General features: G+C 61.8%; 11 protein-coding genes. All 11 read right to left on the bottom strand.

Annotated elements, in window-relative coordinates:
* Positions 1–45: 45 nt before the first annotated feature.
* The 11 genes from ABD154_RS07890 to ABD154_RS07840 all read right to left on the bottom strand — a co-directional run bounded on the left by ABD154_RS07890 (position 46) and on the right by ABD154_RS07840 (position 19,237).
* Positions 46–1,455, bottom strand: a complete 1,410-nt coding sequence (locus ABD154_RS07890) for a hypothetical protein (RefSeq protein ID WP_344251022.1) — start codon at positions 1,453–1,455, stop codon at positions 46–48.
* Between the two features lie 752 nt (positions 1,456–2,207).
* Complete coding sequence (locus ABD154_RS07885; protein WP_344251020.1) at positions 2,208–3,071, bottom strand: glycosyltransferase family 32 protein; 864 nt, start codon at positions 3,069–3,071, stop codon at positions 2,208–2,210.
* On the bottom strand, positions 3,068–6,823 hold the full coding sequence (locus ABD154_RS07880) for a bifunctional glycosyltransferase/CDP-glycerol:glycerophosphate glycerophosphotransferase (protein ID WP_344251018.1): 3,756 nt from the start codon (positions 6,821–6,823) through the stop codon (positions 3,068–3,070). Before ABD154_RS07880 ends, ABD154_RS07885 begins: the two co-directional genes overlap by 4 nt.
* Positions 6,820–10,389, bottom strand: coding sequence for a bifunctional glycosyltransferase/CDP-glycerol:glycerophosphate glycerophosphotransferase (locus ABD154_RS07875; protein ID WP_344251016.1), 3,570 nt, complete (start codon positions 10,387–10,389; stop codon positions 6,820–6,822). The genes ABD154_RS07880 and ABD154_RS07875 overlap by 4 nt, the downstream gene beginning before the upstream one ends.
* Positions 10,386–11,267 (bottom strand): DUF6270 domain-containing protein, encoded by an 882-nt coding sequence (locus tag ABD154_RS07870; protein ID WP_344251014.1) that lies wholly within the window; start codon positions 11,265–11,267, stop codon positions 10,386–10,388. The genes ABD154_RS07875 and ABD154_RS07870 overlap by 4 nt, the downstream gene beginning before the upstream one ends.
* Positions 11,264–12,637: an ABC transporter ATP-binding protein gene (locus ABD154_RS07865; RefSeq protein WP_344251012.1), complete on the bottom strand. Its 1,374-nt coding sequence runs from the start codon at positions 12,635–12,637 to the stop codon at positions 11,264–11,266. The genes ABD154_RS07870 and ABD154_RS07865 overlap by 4 nt, the downstream gene beginning before the upstream one ends.
* Positions 12,624–13,505 (bottom strand): ABC transporter permease, encoded by an 882-nt coding sequence (locus ABD154_RS07860; RefSeq protein WP_344251010.1) that lies wholly within the window; start codon positions 13,503–13,505, stop codon positions 12,624–12,626. The genes ABD154_RS07865 and ABD154_RS07860 overlap by 14 nt, the downstream gene beginning before the upstream one ends.
* On the bottom strand, positions 13,502–15,244 hold the full coding sequence (locus tag ABD154_RS07855; protein WP_344251008.1) for a glycosyltransferase family 4 protein: 1,743 nt from the start codon (positions 15,242–15,244) through the stop codon (positions 13,502–13,504). Before ABD154_RS07855 ends, ABD154_RS07860 begins: the two co-directional genes overlap by 4 nt.
* A complete protein-coding gene (locus ABD154_RS07850; protein ID WP_344251006.1) occupies positions 15,241–16,509 on the bottom strand; it encodes a glycosyltransferase family 4 protein in 1,269 nt (422 codons plus the stop codon). The genes ABD154_RS07855 and ABD154_RS07850 overlap by 4 nt, the downstream gene beginning before the upstream one ends.
* The gene (locus ABD154_RS07845) at positions 16,506–17,543 is read right to left on the bottom strand and encodes an MraY family glycosyltransferase (RefSeq protein WP_344251004.1); all 1,038 of its coding nucleotides are present in this window, start codon (positions 17,541–17,543) and stop codon (positions 16,506–16,508) included. The genes ABD154_RS07850 and ABD154_RS07845 overlap by 4 nt, the downstream gene beginning before the upstream one ends.
* The gene (locus ABD154_RS07840; protein WP_344251047.1) at positions 17,540–19,237 is read right to left on the bottom strand and encodes a polysaccharide biosynthesis protein; all 1,698 of its coding nucleotides are present in this window, start codon (positions 19,235–19,237) and stop codon (positions 17,540–17,542) included. Before ABD154_RS07840 ends, ABD154_RS07845 begins: the two co-directional genes overlap by 4 nt.
* Between the last annotated feature and the right edge of the window lie 299 nt (positions 19,238–19,536).

Below are 19,536 nucleotides of genomic sequence, written 5' to 3'. Positions count from 1 at the left end.
CTTCCGAAGTCGCCGTTTTCATGCTCGCGCACTTTCCGGCCGCGGTCAGTCCTTCGTCATGATGAAGACAGTGGCCGAGCTCGCCGCGAGGTCGATCCGCAGGTCGTTGTCGGGCCCCTCCCCCGCTTCAGCTGTGCCGTCGCTGGCATCGGTGGTCGGGGTGGGGCCGCTGAAGGGAACATCGTCGGGCAGCGGGCTGGATGGGATCACCGACGTGGCGTTCTTCGCGTCGTTCGATGGTCCGTAGATCTGTGAGGCCTTGTCGACGGAGTATCCGTCGGGGATCTCGAGCGTGACGGGGTTGGCGCTGATGCTGGCGGCGTCGTTGGCATTGATGATGGTCGTCACGAGGGTCCGGCCGTCGTCCTTGCTCACGGTGTAGGCGCTCATGTCGTCGCCGCCGTCGACGGATGTCGTGGTGAAGGTTCCGCCGATGCTCGGGACGAGCAACCGGAGCGCGGCGAACTGGGGTCGGCCTTCGAAGGTGTTCGAGGTCTGACCGAGGTCGGCAGGGTCGCAGACGAGCGACATCGGTGCTCCGCCGTTGCAGGCCCCGAGCATCGAGTGCATCGCCATGCGTTCAACGCCGAGTGAGGCGGCGTAAAGGGTGTAGTCGGCGGCCCAGAGAGAGACGGCGTTGGTCAGCGAGGTGTCGTTGGTGCCGGCGCAGCTCGTCGGGCCGGTCTCCTCCATCCAGAGGGGCAGTCCGGCGGCGTCGGCTTTGGCGAGGCCGATCTCGATGTTGTCCTTCGCGGCCTGTTTGGCGAGCGGATCGACGAGGTTCTCGGCGAAGGGCCCGCGCCCAGGAACCTGGGTCGAGTCGCATTCGTAGAGCTGGTACCAGTGCTGGGAGAGCGCGGTCTTATTGCTCACGTCGGAGTTGAGGAAGGCGTCCATCCAGGCGCCGTCGTAGGCGTCGGGTCCGATGATGGGGGCATCGGGTCGCTGGGCGTGGATCGCGTCGGCGTAGGCTTCGAGCTGAGTGACGTATTCGGTGCGGTTCCAGTCGTCACCGCGGACCGCGCCGTTGGGGACGTCCTTGACGGTGTATCCGTTCGGTTCGTTGCCGATGGCCAGACCGACCAGGGAATCGCCGAGGATGTCGATCGCATTGATGGCCATGTCGGCTCCGCGTTCCGGGTCGTAGGTACCGAGCGGAATGCCGACGGTGACCGTTGAGCCGGTGCGGTCGAGGAGCTTCTTGAGACGGCGGAGATCGTCGGGGGTAACGGCCACTTGTTCGGCTTTGGGCGGCCGCTCCCCCGTCGAGGTCCAGAACGTCCGACGGTCGAGGCCGTTGCCGCCGAAGCGCAGCGCCGGCGATCCGATCGAGTTGAGCAGATCGTCGAGGTTCGAGGCGTCGGGGTCCAGCCGCGGATCGGCGAGGTCCGTCGCTTCGAACGAGATGCCGAGGTTGGCGGGGCTGAATGATCGATCTGCCCGGTCGCCGGTCACCTCGATCGTCCCCGCGACGCCGGCAGCGCGAGAGTTGAGTTGCTGAACGAACGTCGACGGTGTTGTAGAGAGATCACCCGATTGGGACTGGGATCCGTCCGAAGAGTCACGCGGCGGAGTGAAGACCGAACACCCCGAGATCACCAATGTCGCTGCCATCGCGGCAACGATCGACACCGAATTTTTCATACCCATCACTCCTGCAGACTGTTCGGCAGCGAACTGCGACAGCCTGCGAGAGCCGTCAGGGCAATGGTAGGCGATTGCCCTGCACGCCCGATCCAAAGCCGTGTTCGTCACGGTCTGCCACTACGGCAAACTGTCCTATTCTCCAAAACCCTTTGAACAGCCGCAATAACGCGCGATTGACACCAGGCACACAGCAATACCAGGGAAGAAACCTAAAGACGCGTCACTCAATCTATGGCGAGGCGATCGCCAGGATCCTTCAAACCGGCCGACCACACGGTCAGCAGACCTGTCACGAAGCGTAGCGTGCGCCCGCTCACATCTGGATGGCCCTTGATAAGTGGGTCGTTGCTAGATGCCAACAACAGAGAATGCGACGGGTTCTTTGCCGCGAGCCTTTCAACAGATCCGAACAACGGTAAACGCGGCGAAGTAACGATTGCAATCCTGGCCGATCCGGGTTCCGCTATATACTCTTCGGCGGCACGTCCGAACAGACCGGACCCATGATGCTCAACGGCAGCTGCCCCGGAGTCCGAACAGTCCGAGAACTCGCGACAGAATCACCCGGTGAGAGAACTTCGGCGGTCCGTCGCCATCTTGACATAGATGGTTCCGACGTTGCCTTGGCCGTCGCGGGAACGCCGCAAGGCGTGAGCTGCGAGCGACGGATTCTGCGACATCTCAGCGGAGACCTCCTCCCAAAGCGGATCCGGATTTAGCGACCTGCGGAAGCACTCAGCAATCAGCGAGTTCGACTCGAGAATCGATTCACGGTCCATCGACCCATAGGTCTTGAAGAACATCTTGTTGTAAAGCTGCATCACCACGGTCTCGGGCTTGAGCACCTGACTGGGGTCCACATCGGCGAGAAACTTTTCAGTTTCCGTGTAGTGAGTGGGAGCGCAAATAGTATGGGCGATGTGTGTGTACTTGTGCTCTTTGGCCAGCGGCCACAGCAGGTCATAACCAATTCCCGCCCATTTCTGTGAGAGGTTCGAATCGAGCGTCTCATCCATCTTCTTTCGCCACTCCGCGATGAGCGGATGGCCTGGCTCGGCTGCGACCAGTCCGATGCTTGGCTGAAACGACTGCCACCCGTAGAAAACGGCTCCGTCCAGCGCCAGCAAGTCGGAGATCAACGACACCGGACGTAATGCAACAGTGTCGATATCCATCCACATTCCACCGAGCTCGTCGAGGATTGCACCCCTGATGTAATCAGCTTTGTGAGCAACCTCGGGAATATCGAAGAAATCATGACGCAATGCCGGTACGTAATCCCGGACGTTCTCGGGAGTGAGGAGAACGACCTCCCAGTCGCCGGACTGCGCGACTATTGTCTCGTAGCACAGTCGAATATATTCCGGCATGGAATCCGAATAGACATTCTCCCAGTACAGCCAGATCTTTCGCGTTTGGTTCATAGTTCTCTCCCTGTATCCGTAAGCAGTCGCTCTACCATAGGCAACAGTCTCTTCCCGCTGTTTCCGTCGTCACTCGGGGCGAACTGCGCAACGAACTGCAGATAGCGTTCGGTGATCGTGAAATCCAAATCCTTCGCTGAACGGATCCATTCCACGGCATCCGACTTCTTGTGCAGAATCGGGCCGGGAGCCTGAGTCTCGAAATCGAAGTAGAAGCCGCGGACTTCGTCGCGGTATTCGCTGAGATCGGGCGCCATGAATGCAATAGGCTTCCCCGTCACAACGTAATCGAACATGATGGAAGAGTAATCGGTGAGCATCATGTCCGCCGCAGAGATCAAGTCGTTGACATCCTCGTAGGTGGACACGTCGATAACGCGATCCGGAAGCGCCTTCTGTTCGGAGAACACAGAATTAGCATGTCCGCGGTAGAGAATTACGAAGTCGTCACCCAACTCCTTGGACGCCTCTGGCAGTCCGAGGAAGTCAATCCTGCTGTATCTTCCTGACTTGTCCTTGACGTTGTCGCGCCACGTCGGGGCATAGAGCACTATGGACGTATCGGAGTCGATGGCGAAACGGCGGCGAACCTTCTCCGCTGCGGCCTTGACTCGCTGCGGGTCGACCAACGCATCGTTTCTCGGGTAACCGTCGCTGAACACCGGGGCTTCTGTGCCGAAGGCGCTGGATAGCCGCTGTGCAGCCCATTCGCTCTGCGCGAGAAGCAGGTCCCATTCCTGCTCCGCCTCTTTTTTCATCAAAGCCCTGTACCGCAATGACAGGTTCGATGCGGGTACGTCGTTGCCTATCTGTTTGAGTGGTGTGCCGTGCCACGTCTGTAGGTACCGCTGTCCGTCGGCCTTGCGGAAGTAGTGCGGAAAATTATTGTTGTTCACGAGCAGTTTGCACGTCGACAGGCGCCTCATCCACTCCTCGGTTCCCACCACCAAGGGGATAGCTCCGTCAGGTACCTCTACGGAGAGATCTCGAACGGACCAGTAACGCCGCACCTCAGGGTGTTTCTCTGCGAGCACGTGATCGATTTCCTTCGGTGAGTCGGACACTGTGTTCCCGCCGAAGGACTCGAAGAGAACCGACCCCTCATCGATGATCCTCGATCGATCGTTGAAGAGCGCCCCTGCCAACGCACGCATCCGGTAGGCAGAAGACTGAGCTTTGGTATCGCCTGGTCCGCTGACCTGGATCTGCACCGATCTGCTCTTGCCAACTGCCGTAATGCGAATGCTGTGATCCTTGGGTGACCGCTCTGCGGGCAAAGTGGATTCGAGGGCGGGGCTGACCCCCACCCACACTGTGGCCGGTCTGGGTTGCTTGGTCGGCAGAAACGATTGCAGGATAAACACGTCGTTGCCGATAGGAACTCCGCCCGGCGAAAGATCGAAGGCGGCCTCGTATCGGCCGTTGGACTGATCCCAGACCAAACGTGTCAGTCGCAATGTCTGCGTCTTGCCGACCAGCGCGAAGGAAGGAGCGTACGTCCGGATGATTTCTGCATCGGCTCGATAGGTACCTTCGAAGACAAGGGCGCCTGAGCGCCTGTCGACGGTGATCGAATCGACAGTGGTGGCGAGAACTGCGCGCTCGATTTGCAGGTAACCGAACCCACTGGCCGAAGGCATGATCAAGTTCTGATTCGGCACTCCGGCCAATAGCGGCACGGAGATGGCTAGAGGAGCGGCGATATTGCCTCCACACGCCACATCGACTGTCAACGAGTCTCTGATCTGATCGGTTGACCCGCCACCCAAGTCGGCTATGTTGAGGATCGCTCGATAGGACCCGTCTTCTTTCGTGACGGGCGTCGAAGCGTGGGCACTTCGACCGTCTCGTACCCTGACGACGGCTCGGCTCATATCGAAGCGATTATGATTCGGCAAGCCGTTGTCCAGGTTTTGTCGAAAACTGAGGGTCAACACTTCGCCTGTGAGGCTCAGGCTTTCAACTTCGAAGCGAGGTTTGAGGAACTTCAATTGGGTTCCTATCCGCGGATCTCCGATGACGATGAACCGGATACCGTGCGCGGTCAGATTCCCGGGCTTCGGCCAACAGGCTTGTCCCTCAACTGAGCGCTTGGGATTCGTCAGCTCCCAAGAATGGCTGCCGCTGTCAATCCGGATCACGAGGTCCCAGACCTCGGACTCCGTTTTGTCGAGATCGGCGAGTCCCTGGTCCAGCGCCTCTGGTGAGAAGACGACGTGGAACTTCGACCGCGCGTGCTCGGTGTACGGATCAGCTGTCAGGTGTCCTGGATTTTCGTTAAGAACGTGGTTGGACGTCGAGGCGATGACGCGACCGTCTGAGATCAGTTCTGCGGAGTAAGTCAGCTGCTGGTCGAAGTTGGGGATATAACCGAATCCTTCGATGATCAGAGCACCGTATCGGTCACTGTCCACGCGCGTGATAACTCCCTGCGGGAGCAGCTGGTCTGGATCGACGTGCAACAGTGGCTCAGGTATACGGGAGAACACCTGCTCCAGCCCCGGGATTATTCCGGTCAATGCGCCGTCATTTTCCCTGACCTGGTAGTAGGTTCGATATGCATCGAAAGCGTTGAGGACGGCGACAACGTCGTCACGCGATCCGAACGCGACCAAGTAGGCCAACCACCGACGTTCTGGTGCCATCTTGGCGATGGACTCATCCGGCGCTGAGTTGTAGAACTGCTCGGTTCCAGTCTGGAGCGCCTCGAAGAACTCTTTGCCAGTTCGCGGCACCTCACGGTAGTAATAGAAGAGGTCTTCGCCGAGGCACTTGGTGTACCAGTATTGGCGATAGGCTTCGTCATACGATTCGATGATCGCCTGAACGTCGCCAGCCACCTTCAGTCTCTGTTTGAGGTCATCGATATTGGACTTCTGTTGCGTGATGGATTGTCCATCTTCGCGATGACGCCAGTGATAGACGATCTCCGGAAGGATGTCGAGCCGCGCGTCGTTGACGAAGAGCTTCGCCGTGCACTCCTGGTCCTCGTACAGCGTTCCGACCGGAAACTTCCCGACGTATTTGTCCCACGTTTCGCGTTTGAAGATCTTGTTGCAGGCGAAGACGTCCCACATCACGGGGGGAAGATCTTTTGCGGTAATCGATTGACGATACTCGTCGTGGACTAGTTCAACCCAAAACGGAGTCCAGTGCCGCTTCGAGTTGAACCGGTCGATAGCCCCAATCGCGACGTCTGAGCCAGTAGCATTCAGAGACGTCATCATCTTCTCGAATGCACCGGCCGGGATGAAGTCGTCTGAATCGATGAACGTCATAAACGGTGCCGACGACGCTGCGATTCCTGTATTTCGTGCAGCACCGAGGCCCTGGTTCTCCTGGTGGATAACGGTGATCCGCTCGTCGGTACCTGCTAGCTGGTCAGCGATCTCACCGGTACGTCCGGGAGAGCCATCATCGACGATAATCATCTCCCAGTTGGTGAATGACTGTGAGATGACAGATTTGACGCAAGCAGTCAGGTACTCGTCAACGTTGTATGCGGGGACGATTACTGCCAGTTGTGGTTCCGACGCCTGCACTTCGATCTTCGGGACCACCGGCGTCTTGATCTTCGGTTCCGTCGGCGTCTTGGCCTTCGGTGCCGCCGAGGTCGAATCAGAAACAGAAGTTGTCGGCGGCTCAGCGGTGTCTCGCTTGCCGGACGCGCCTCGTGCGCGTTTTGCAGCTGTGGAGCCGAAGCGTTTTGCTCTGCGATACGTTTCCGCGAGAAGGTTCTTTGTGCTGGTCATTTTGCCTCTCTGACAGTCCCCAGCCTGGACGACTGGTTCGGGAGTTGTTCGGTGGTAGATGTACTGTGCCTCAACAGCCGTACGGCAACTATCCGAGACGGATCGGCATTCGGTTCGATGCTCCGCAACGAGGCCTCAGTAGCTCTGCAGTGCACTGAAATAAGCTCCTGGTCGATACGAGCCACCAGATCTGTGTAGGTGCGCACTGACCATCGATCGTCGGCGATACTCGAGGGATAGAGCCCTCGTTCCTTCACATAGAGATCGATGTCCGGGGTGAAGTGCACTACGGGCCGACCTGTGAGTTTGAAATCGAATGCAGCCGATGAGTAGTCGGTCACCAGGAGGTCTGCAACGGCCATGATCTCATCGATGTGAGGATATTCCGAAACGTCTACGACCCGAGCCGATTCCACGTGGTCGGTCCGGGAAACATGATGTGATCTGATCATCACCATGCAGTTCAGATCTCTTGCCAATTCGTGAGGATCGAGAAATTCGTTCCACCGCATCCTTCGCCCTTGTCGATGCTCTTCCCGCCACGTCGGCATGAGCAGCAGAACTTTCGCCTCGTCAGGAATTCCGAACTTCCGACGGAGCGCATCGACCTTATCGGTGAAGTCGCGAATTCGGACATTCCGCGGATACTCCATGACATCGACAGGACCCCTGTACCCGAGCCCCGTCCTCAAGTTCGCCGCTGCATCTTCTGACTGCGCCAGCAGAAGGTCCCACTGAGCGACTTCCGTCTTCATCAAACGTCTGTAGGTCAGCGGCACCTTTCGGCGAGGGATGTCCCATAGGAGCTTCTTGATCGGAGTGCCGTGCCAGGTCTGCAGATAGAACTGCCCCTCGCGCTTCCGCACGTAGTACGGGAAGTTGTTGTTGTTCACCCACACCTTGGACGTTGCAAGGGCCCTGTGCCATTCCGCTGTGCCTTCGACGACTGGAATGCCGCCAGGGGGCACGTCCACCCGTCGGTCACGGACGGACCAGTAGAGGGGGATTGTCGGATCCTCCTCGCGGATCGCGTCGAAAATCGCGCGCGGGTTGTCATTCGCCGACTTGCCGTTATACGACTCGAAGACGATGCCCTTCTGCAACGGTCCCCAATCGACGTCGCGAAGCGCGAAACGTCCGAATCGGGTGCGTTCCTTTGCCGACCACGGCGGGGATGCAGTCACAGCGACCATTCCCGATGGCCTGCCCTCGACGCGGATTGTGTTCCATTCCGTGAAGCTGTCGACAGGTCGCAGGGCGAGCTTTCCGGCTACCCTGGCCCACTGTTCTGCAGACTCTGGGGTCGACCCGAAACGGATGTGGTAACCACCGGAGAGTGCGGCAACCGTTCCGCCCTCGGGCCCCGATTCCGTCAACTCATAAACCGCGGTGAACTCACCGTCGGCATGCAACCGGAAATCGATGGGAACAATCGTCTGCTCCGTCGATTTCAGCACTACGCTGAGCTTCTGCGGAGGATCGATTCGGCCCGTGAGGAGCAGGCGATCGCGATCGCTGCTGGCGCCCGTGATGGTGACACGAAGCATCCGTTGAGACAGCTGAACTCGGCCGTCGATGTTCGGTGCCGAGCGCACTCTTCCCGTCCCCGGTAGCAAGTAGTCCACGCCGGAGAAGTAGACGTCCGAATCGCGGCCGTCGGCAGTTCGTGCTCTCAGGGACCAGACCACTTCGCCGCCGCCCTGATATCGGTCGGGAAGCGGTGGCAGCTGCACTCGGAAAGCTGAGGTACCGTCGGCTCGCATTTCGACCACTTCTGAGCCTGCGATGAGCTCGACGGCCGCAATGTCGATCTGGCCGTTCAACTCGACGCCAATGTGTTCGCCGGCAATCGTCACTTCATCGGCAAGAACGATCGGCTTCGGCAGCGTCACGGGCACAATCGACAGCTCGTCATGGTCGTCTGCGACGACAGTGATTCGTCTGCTTTCAGTGATCGGGCTCGGTGCGATCATTCCGACGACCGCCGTGGACGTGGCTGGGGTCGTGAGTTCGACACCGTGGGCGTTGAAGGCCCCGATGATCTGGATCCCTCGGGGAGACACATCGCCGACGTCGCCGAGGTCGAGACGAACCCTGAACCCACCCGACGAGTAGGTGCGCCAGGGGTCTCCCATGTCAAGATCAACGCGGTTGTCATCGACGCGTTCGACAGCCGTGTCGAACTCAGTTGCCCCGTCCATCACTCCGCGGACCCTGAACTCCAGATCTTCTGGTCGGATGCCGGGCACATACGCACACCCTTGAAGTTCGATGATGCGATCATCCACCCACCGCACATTACGGACGATGAACCGAGGATTGAAATCCACCTCGTGGGCCCGAACGAGACGCGGGGGAATGCGTGTCGTCAATCGAGTGAGGTAAGTGGGGGCAACAGCCCAATGACCGTTGACGAAGTCAAGTGGTACCGCGGTCGTCTCCTCGGACCGGGTGCCCAACACCTCCTCGATGTCCTCGAGGCGGCCAGATGCCACTACCCACATGTAGAGACGAGACTGTGCGGAGATGAGTTCCCATGCACTGCGCGGCATCTCTTTGCGCAGTTTGGATGCGGCCCCGGTGAGAGATTTCCTGAACTTCTTCGAGGCGGTGTCGAGGTACTCCGCATGCATGGCCAGGTCGGTGCCCATCCAGATGGCGAATGCGTAACGGCGAACATTCCCCGGTTCGTGAGTCAGCGTCGATTTGAGCGCCTCGATCACACGAAGTCGGGCCCGGAGATCGGTGAGCTTGCCCTTGCGCCGCGACCGGGTTCGCCGCCCGTCCGCGAGACGCCAGGCATAGACGTCCGTCGTGAGGACGTCGATCGCGGCAGCGCTGACCAATGCGCGGTAGACCGGTTCCTGATCCTCATAGTTGGCGAAAGTCTGCATCTCGCCGACGTGACGCAACCAGAACTCGCGGCCGTAGACCTTGTTCCACAGCACCGGCTCCTCGAGGAGTTCTGGCATATCCGAGAGTCGCACTGCCAGACGCTGGCGGGCATGTACGCGCGCGGTGAGCTTCGGACGGTTCCGCCCCGTCGCTCCGATCCGAACGTAGGATCCTGTGGCGATGTCAGATCCTGTCCGGAGCAGCGAATCGACCATCGTCGAAAATGCACCCGGGAGCACCTCGTCATCGGCATCGACGAACGTGATGAAGTCACCACTCGATGCTTCGACACCCAGATTGCGAGCCGCGGCAGGCCCTGCGTTGGTGCTCTTGATGAGCGTGATCCGTGGATCATCGTCGATCAGTTCCCCAACGAGCGCGGTCGTCTTGTCGCGAGAACCGTCGTCGACGACGATCACCTCAAGTCTGACGTCTCTCTGTGCGACGACACTGCGGAGGCAGCGTTCGATGAACTCAGCTGCGTTGAATGCGGGTATGACGACGCTGAGCAGGGGCGCTGCTTCGCGTTCGGTAAGCGACGTCGCCGCAGCTTCGCCCGCGGGAGTCGAGGCTGCACTGTCTTGTCGCGTTCTCCGCCGAAACTCACGAAGACCCTCGATTCCCCCATTGCGGAAGTGCCACAGGGCTTTACGCCACTGCTGACCGCTCATTGGGGTTCACCACCGATCTCCTTCATCTTGTCGCGGATGCTGTCCACGATCGAGAGGTAGTCCGACTCTCGGTAGTGAAACGGCTGCGGGCCCCATTTGTGGCCGCGATCGATTCGAACCTCATTGCTCGAACGTACGATGGCGAACCGCAAAAGCGAACGTGCCTCATTACGATACCGGATGTAGTCGCGGTTGGCGGCAGCCGCCCTGTCCGCGAAGGTCTCCGCCTCCGTGGGCCTGACTTTGGTGAGGCTCGACCACGCTTCGCGGACCGAGCGCCGGTTGGCCAAGCTGCGGTTCGCCTCCTTCGCACCCCGTTGCAGTCGTCGCCACTGTCGGCCGAGTTTGGCCACGGGGTCGGATTGCGGGTGCTGGGCACCGTCGATCGCACAGGCCCACTCGACATCGAGCATGACCGTCTTCGCCCAAAGACCGGATTCCTTCAACCCGTCGACCAGGGAGATGAAACCACGACGCCACGCCTTGAAATGCTCGTCCGAACCGAAGTCCACGAGCCGAGCTCCTGCCCGTTCGGCTTCTGCCGCCGCACCAGACGCCTCTGCTTCGAGCGAGTTCGTCATCGTCGTGCCGTCGGGAAATATCCAGAACCCGCGCCGTTCGTCGACGAGATCGATGAGCACCAGGTCGACGTCGCCACGGGCCATGCGGATGCGGTCAAGCCCGCTCCCCTGCAGATCACTGGTGACCATGCGCTTCTGGAACGGAGAGCTCAGACCGGCAAGGTCGAACTGTCCGACCCCATGAGGATTCTCCAGACTGGTCACGGAATGGCGAGCCACATAGGCAAGCACCTTGGCGTCCGGTATGAACTCGCACGTATCCCGGCTGACGCACGAGCCGAAGATCGCGATGTTCACTGAGAGCTGCTCCGTCCAGCCGGGACCGTCGAGTGGTCGCGAGGCTCTGCAGCGTCGCCAGCGGCCTCAGGAGACGGCGAGGTGCCGTCGAGGTCCCGGCGGCGTTGGCGTTCCTGGTATCGCTGGTCTGCGATTCGCCTGGCCTGGGACGCGAGACGACGACCGGTCAGGTCATGATCCGCAGCCACAGACGAGGCACGATCCTTCGGGTCTGCGGCACGGAGAACGACCTTCTTGTCGCCGGGACGAAGACGCAGCGGTGGCGGCTCGTCATACTTCGCCTGGGCGCTGACCGCTTCCGATGCGGGCTTGGGAAGAACGGGGAACTTCGCCTGCGACACCGGTGCTTCGATGCGCTCCGGCCACGCCTGTGACTCGGCTGAGGCGAGCAGCTCCGGCGAAGTCTCCTCCACTTCCACTTCACGCTTCTGTCGACGGACGTGCCGCGCAGCTGCCGCATTCTTCTTGCGGGTGCTCGGCCTCGCGGCGTGTCGAGGAATCGGATTCTTAACCAACTCGGGTTCGAGAATGTTGATGCCTTCGTGCTTCGCATTGCTCATCACGTCGTGGAGCAGCTTGTCAGCGATGTCCTCTTTGCCTTTGGCCACATTCCACGCCCACCAGCGGTACTTCTCGGCGACCGCCTCGGCGGGCCCATTCATGAGGATCTCACCTTTGTGCATCCAGACTGCCCGGGTGCAGAGCTCCTGAATCACCTTCGCCGCGTGGTTGACGAGCAGCACGGTTCCCGCCTCGGCGAGGAGTTCGTCCATGGCCCGTTCGCTACGCTCGGCAAAGGTCGCATCCCCGGTGGACAGGGCTTCGTCGATGAGGAGGATCTTCGGCCGGGCAGCCAAGGCGATCGCGAACCTCAGCCGGGACCCCATGCCCGAGGAGTACGTGCCCATCGGACGGTGGATCGCCGGTCCCAGCGCCGACAGTTCGACCACGTAGTCGAAGGCGTTCGCCGCCTCGTCCGGGGTCAGCCCCATCGCGAGGCAGCCGAGACGGACGTTCTCACTGCCGGACAGCGCTGGTTGGAGTGCAGCACTGACACCGAGAAGCAGCGGCTGATACCGCACCAGGATCCGACCGCGATCAGGCTGCTCGACACCGGCGACATTGCGCAGGAACGTCGATTTGCCCGAACCGTTCGTCCCGACGATCCCCACCATCTCGCCCTCGCGGGCGACGAAGTTGACGCCGCGCAGTGCGCGGACCGTGGTCGTTCCACCGCGGCCGGTGATTGTCCGGCTGACCCGCTGCACGAGATTCTTCGGTTGCTGGGTCGGGTCGTTGGTGTTGACGGTGTAGCGAACCTGGACGTTCTCAGCGATGATGTTCGGTTCGTCAAGGTCAGAGCCGGCCATAGCTCTCCTCCCCTCGCCAGAAGTACAAGAATCCGACGATGAGCAGGCCGAAGGACCACACGGTGGCGATGAGCCACATCCACAGCGGCGAATCGACTCCGTAGAGCAGCGAATTCCGCGTCAGCGTCAGGAACGAATGCATGGGATTGAGCTGCATCGCTGCGAGGAGCTCAGGGTACCGTGCCAACTTGTCCTCGATTGAGAAGAAGACACCCGAACCATAGAGCCAGAATCGGCTGATGATCGACATGAAGTTGCTGAGGTCGGGGATCTTGTGCCCGATCCGTGCGAGCAGACAGGCCAGACCGATGTTGAAGATCGTCTGCAGGGCAATGACGGGCAGGACGAGGACGACCCGCCACGTGATGTTCTCCAGCGGCGGGATGACGGCGATGAGGAGAACCATGACGACGAAGCTCGGAATAAAATCAAGGAAGTTCCGCACCACCGTGGAGATCGGCAGAGCCGCTCGAGGGAACTGGAAGCCTTTGATCATCGATGAACCGGACCGAATGGCGTTCGTCCCGCCCGTCATGCTCTTGCCTGTGTATTGGAAGAAGAACACGCCGATGACAAGGTACCCGATGAAGTTGTCGATGCCCTTCGATGACTCCAGGATGAAGCCGAAGATGAACCAGAAGGCGAGGACGGACAGTAACGGGTTGAGGAACATCCATCCGTAGCCCAGGAGGTTCTTCCGCGTCGACCCGGACATCTTCGCCCGCGATTCGGCGATGATGAAGTGGCGCCTGTCCCACAGGCTCGACAGGTAGCTGCGCAGGCTCGTGCGTTTGCCGACAGGGACAAGGCCTTCACTCGAGACCGAAGGGATGGACGTCAGCCCCAGCGGATTCCGCGTATCACTCACGTCGACTCCACTCCCACGAGCCGAGAATAGACCTCACCATAGCGCTGACCGATGTCCTTCCATCGCCTCGAAGACAATACATACTCCCGACCATTATTTCCGAAGCTCTCCCTTGCCGTGGCATCGAGAGCGAGCTCGGCCAGCACGGCGGCCAGGCGCTGCGGGTTCTCCGGTTCCGTCCACAGCCCAGCGTCGGCCGGTACCAATTCTCTCAGAGCCGGGAGGTCGGAGATGACAACGGGTCGGGCCAGACCCATTGCTTCGACGGGTTTGATCGGTGTGACGAGTCGGCATACCGGTTCGTTCTTCCGCGGCACGACGATGGCATCGAGGGCCAGTTGATATTCGATCGCAGAGGTCTGTGACACGCGGCCTGCGAACACGGCGCTGTCCCCGAGCACAGCAGCCCGTTCGCGCAGGGTGGGAAGCGCGACACCGTCCCCGGCGATGAGGAGCCGAAGATCGACTCCCTGGCCCCGGGCGATGGCCACAGCATCGACGAGGTCGTCGAGACCCTCGTATCCGACGATCGAGGCTGCCGTTCCGACCCAGATGCCGTCGGTGGGCAGTCCGAGTTCGGCTCTCACCTCTGCGGGAGACCGTGTGACGTCGGCACCGACCACAGCCTCCGAAACCGAGTTGGGGATCAGAGTGATCGCGTCCGCGGGAACGCCATTGGCGATGAGGTGCTCACGCATGGTCTCCCCCAATGTGATGACGGCATCGGCGGCGCGGGCGACCTCGATCTCCTTCTCCCGCATCATTGCGAAGCGCTGGCTGGCGCGTCGGGCCGCGCGCGCCGCTTCTCCGCCGCCGGCGGCTGCCCATGTCTCTTCGAGCACTCCCCTGACTTCGTAGACCCAGGGAACGCCCGTCGCGCGCGCTGCGGCGCCGGTGGCCAGCCCGTTGACGTAATGCGTGGTGGTGTGCAGGACATCGACTCCGCGCTCGGCGACTTGTCCGGCGATCCAGCTCGCCTGCTCGCTGAGCCGCGCAGTGGGTGTGTCCGTCGGCAGCAGCGGAACGTGGCGAAGATAGTCGACTCCGTCCACAGACTCGACGGGAGTCGGACTGAGCCGGCCGATCGTCATCGGGTACGACGGACGGGTCGCGGCCACGACGGAATGACCGGCATCACGCAGGGTCCTGAGAATGAGGTGGCTCCGGTAGGCATAGCCCGAGCGTGTGTGCGGCAGGGAATTCGTCAGTACGTGCAGCGACGTCGGGAGCGCGGAGCCATGGCCGTTCAGGCCGCGGTCCGGCAGCGCACCACTCGGCACCTCCGGCCACCAACCGGGCTCAAGGGACTGCTTCTCCGCGACGAGACGCCGGCGCCTGCCGCCCTTGGACAGTGCTGAGATCGCATCATCGATGTGACCATCGCTCCAGAGGATGCGTGAGCGCAGTGACGAGCCGTTGGCGATGCGATCCGCTATCCGCGCCGCCGGCTCAAGCTGTCCGAGGTTGAGCGCGATCTCGCCGAGCAGACGCGACGGCCGCGCCTCTTCGTACTCGCAGACGAGTTCGCGGGCGTGAGACTCCTGCCCGAGCAGCCATGCCGCCGCCGTGCGCGACGCAGGACCGGGCAGACGATTGAGCAGTCGGCCGACCGTTCGCGATGCCGAGGAGGGCAGACGCCGGGCGAGCTGCATGCCGAAGAACACCCTGTCCTCACGGACATGAGCCGTGGTCGTGGCGATCGCATTGACGATCTGGCGGCCGAGAAAGAGCGGATTCACCGACACACGTCCTCCAACAGAGCCTCGTAGGCACGGCCCATGACCTCGACCGAGGCGTGGTCGATCGCCCACTGGCGTGCCCGGTGGCTCGGTTCGACGACGGAGGTGGAGAAGAGCCGCATCGCCTCGGCGATCGACGCAACGTCACCAGGATGTGCGACGGTTCCGGCACCGTTGACCGTGATGATCTCCGCAGCCTCGCCGGCGAGGATGCCGAGCACGGGGACGCCGCGCACCATGAGCGAATAGAGCTTCGACGGCACGGTGCGCGTATGTGCGGGAACGTCGCCGAGGCTGACGAGGCCGGCGTCCGCCCACTCCCAGTGCGCTGCCAGTTCGGTGCCCGTCGTCTGCGGGAAGAAGTCCACCGGGGCACCGAGCTCCTCAGCGAGTGCGACGAGGGCGGCCTTGTCCGCGCCGTCTCCGACGATCCGCAGGCGGACGCCGGGCACCAGTACCGAGGCGCGGATGGCAGATCCCAGATCCTGTGACCGGCCGACGGTGCCGACGTAGAGGAGATTCACGCGCTCGCGGCCCTGCAGCGGTTCGACGATGTCAAATGAGCCGGAGTCGATCTCCGCACGGCTCACCCCGCTGCGCACCACTGTCGCGTTGATCCCCCGCTCACGCAGACGACGGGCGAAGCTCTCGGTGGTCACGACGACGGCTGCGGCGCGGCGCTGTGCGCGAGTGAGGTATCCGGGCAGCACGGAGTCTTCGAGTCTCCCGGTCAGCGTCGTCGGGAGGAACCGTCCCGTCGCATTGGTCACCAGGGAAAGTTCGTGGATGAGATCCGGCCACGCATCGCGCACCTCGGCGATATGGGGCACGCGGAGAAGTCGGGACACGAAATCCCCCGCCAGCAGCGTCGGCAGGGCCGGTGTCGTCGAGATGATGACGTCAGGGCGATGTGTTCCCCTCATGGTGCGCAGCGAGGTGCTGATCGCCCCGGTCGCGGCAACGGCCTGATCGAGCAGCTGCCGAGCCATCGATGTTCCGCTGTGGAGATAGGGCACGCGGATGATCCGTTCACCGAATTCACCGGTGTCCCAGCTGCCGCCCAGACGGGCTCGGACACGGGTTCGCCGATGCCCGACCGACGACCCGAAGAATTCGTCACGCCGGGTGTAGGGGTAGTGAGGATGCGGGGCGGCGACGACGATCTCATGACCGCTGGCGATGAGATGACCGACCATGGTGCCCCATCGACGCTGCGGCGCTCCGACCTCCGGCCAGTAGTAGTGCGAGAGCAGGAGGATTCTCATGCCGGCACCGCCCGCACCGAATCGCGGCGTCGCAGCCACAGCGGAACGAGTGCGTAGAGCGCAAGCAGTCCCACCCAGAACACGTGGGCCGGATAGGTCGATGCCGTGTTCCCGGAGATGAGAGTCGGAACGGCGAGCACACATGCCAGCACGGTGAGCGCGGCGTGGAAGAGCGACACCGTCCCGTGGGACCAGCCCGCCTGCTGAATCCGCTGATAGATGTGCTTCCGATGGGCTAGAAGGATGTTCTCTCCCTGGAACAGCCGCCACGCGATCGTGGAACCGACATCGAAGAGCACGAAGACGAGCGGAGCGATGACGACGACGATCGGCACGCCCGAGACGAAGAGCCACACGGCGAGAGCGAAGACTGCGGCTCCGATCCCGTAGCTTCCGGTGTCGCCGAGGAATGCTCGCGCCTTCCCGACGTTGAAGGGCAGGAAGCCGCATGCGGACCCGGTCAGCGCCAGGGCGAGAATCATGACGTCGTCCTGTCCGGTCCAGGAAGCGACGAAGGCGTACCAGGCCCCGGTGACGATCGCCCAGCCGGTGACGTAGCCGTTGAGTCCGTCGACGAAGTTCACGGCGTTGACCAGGGTCACGCCGATGACGGCGAAGACGATGACCTGGGAGATTCCGTGATCCGACACCAGAGCGATGCAACCGCTGAAGATCAGGGCCAGTGCCACCTGCCCGATCAGGCGGGCTATGGGCTGGAGCGAATCGAGGTCATCGCTCATGCCGATGACCGAATAGCACCACGTGAGGACGAGGAAGCCGACGGACATGAGAATGCCTCCGAGACCGAAGGCGCCGTTCTCGAGAATGTTCCAGACGGTGGCGACGATCGTCGCAATGGTGACGCCGCAGCCGATCGCGATTCCCCCACCGCGTACCGTCAGCTCGGTGTGCGAGGAGCGATGGGACGGCACGTCGACAACCCCCGCACGGCGGAGCAGAGGGAAGACCACCAAGGCAGTGCCGATCGTCGTTGTTGCCGCGACGATGAGGACAACAACAGGCAGCACAGTCATCTGCTCGCGTCCCCCGCACCTGTGCCGTTGTCGGGTGAGGGATCCGCCGTGGTGCTGGTCAGCGACTTCGCAGGCACGGCCGAATCCGAGCTGCCGGTGGTGAGCGTGCGGTCGCCGCCCGAGTCAGAGCTGTCGAGGATGGCCTCGAGGTCGGAAGCGAGATCGTCGCGCCTGCGGAAGGCGCTGGCGTCTCGGGCGCGGGTCACCAGGTCGCGCAAGGCGGAGATCTCAACGGGGACGATCTTCACCTGCGTGATCAGCGGGTGAATCGGGCGGTTGTCTTCCTCACCGGGCGAGAGCAGCGACTCGGTGAGCTTCTCCCCCGGGCGCAGCCCTGTGTAGACGATCTGGGCGTCCGAGCGTCCGCTCAACGCGATCACCCGACGAGCGAGATCGTCGATCTTGATGGGCACACCCATATCGAGGACGAGAGTCTCACCCGGCTGGCCGATCGCTGCGGCCTGGAGCACCAGTTCACATGCTTCGTCTGCCGTCATGAAGTAGCGCGTCACGTCCGGATCGGTCACGGTCACCGGATCGCCGGCAGCGACCTGGGCGACGAAGGTCTCAAGGACCGATCCGCGCGAGCCGAGGACGTTGCCGAATCGCACCGACATGTACCGGCGCCCCGATTCCGCCGCCACCGAGGCGATGGCGCGTTCGATCGAGAATTTCGTCCTCCCGAGAACCGACATCGCATTCGCGGCCTTGTCGGTGGAGATGTGGACGAATGATTCGACGTCATTGGCGAGAGAGGCGTTGAGCAGATCCAGGCTCGCGCCGACGTTGGTGCGAATGGCCTCCTCGGGGAATCGCTCGAGGAACGTCAGATGTTTCAGGGCCGCAGCATGGAAGATGATGTCCGGCTTGACGTCGGCGATGAGGGAGTCGATGAACGCCGTGTCCCGCAGATCACCCAGCACCAGGTCGTCGCTGGTCAGCAGGGCAGAACCTTCGAGCCCGAGCTGGGTCGCGTGGAGACCGGATTCGTCACGGTCGGTCATCACCAGTCGCGCAGGAGAGAACCGTGCCACCTGTCGGCACAGCTGCGACCCGATCGAGCCGCCGGCCCCGGTGACGAGGACGACCCGATCGCTGATCGCGGAGGAGATGTCGTCGATGTTCGTTGAGATCGGTTTGCGTCCGATGAGGTCTTCGAGGCTGATGTCGCGGAAGTTCCTCGTCCGCAGATCCGAAACAGCAGGGACGTGCGATTCCTGACGGCCGAGGTCGGACTCGGCGATCGTCGGGAGGATCTTGATCTCGACGGGGCGGCCGTCGAGGCTCGAGGCGATGCGCTGGAGCATTTCGGGAGGAAGATCGGCGATCGCGATGATGATGACCGACGCACCGGTCCTGTCGACCTGATTGGCCACGTCGGAGATCGGTCCCAGGACGCGAATCCCGTTGTAGCGCAGATGGCGCTTGTGGGGATCGTCGTCAAGTAGTCCCGCAGCCGAGTACTCATGGCTGCGATCCTCTGCGATCATGTCGAGAGCCCGCATGCCCTGGGTTCCGGCACCGATGATGAGCGCGGATTTGGACGAGCGGGAACCCGACCGCAATCGCTGCCGATAGTTCCGTCGAACCCAATTCTCCAAACTCTTCACTACAAGCATCATTGCGCCTGCGGCAATGGGGACGCTGGTGGGAATGAGAAGTCGGGAAACGAATGCGAATTCGGCCACCCACATCAGGCCGACGGCAAGAGCGACGGTACCGGCAATTGCCGCGAATTGATCCGGGGATCCGTCATGATAGCGACCGCGGTAAACCGCGAGGGGACCGCAGACGAGGAAGACGACGACGGCGATTGCCGCGGAGACGAGCATCCCCGCGAGACTGAGCGACGTGAGATGGAAGTCGAAGCGGAAGAGCACCATCACGCAGACGATGAGTGCGAAGATCAGGCCGTCTGCCAGGGATCGGACAACGGCCAGAAGATCCTTGGCAAAACGGGTGCGTGAGGCTTCGGGCCCGGTCCTGCTTCCCA

This window comes from Brevibacterium sanguinis (assembly GCF_039528855.1).
GTDB lineage: Bacteria > Actinomycetota > Actinomycetes > Actinomycetales > Brevibacteriaceae > Brevibacterium > Brevibacterium sanguinis.
This window is presented reverse-complemented; position numbering and strand designations above follow the sequence as displayed.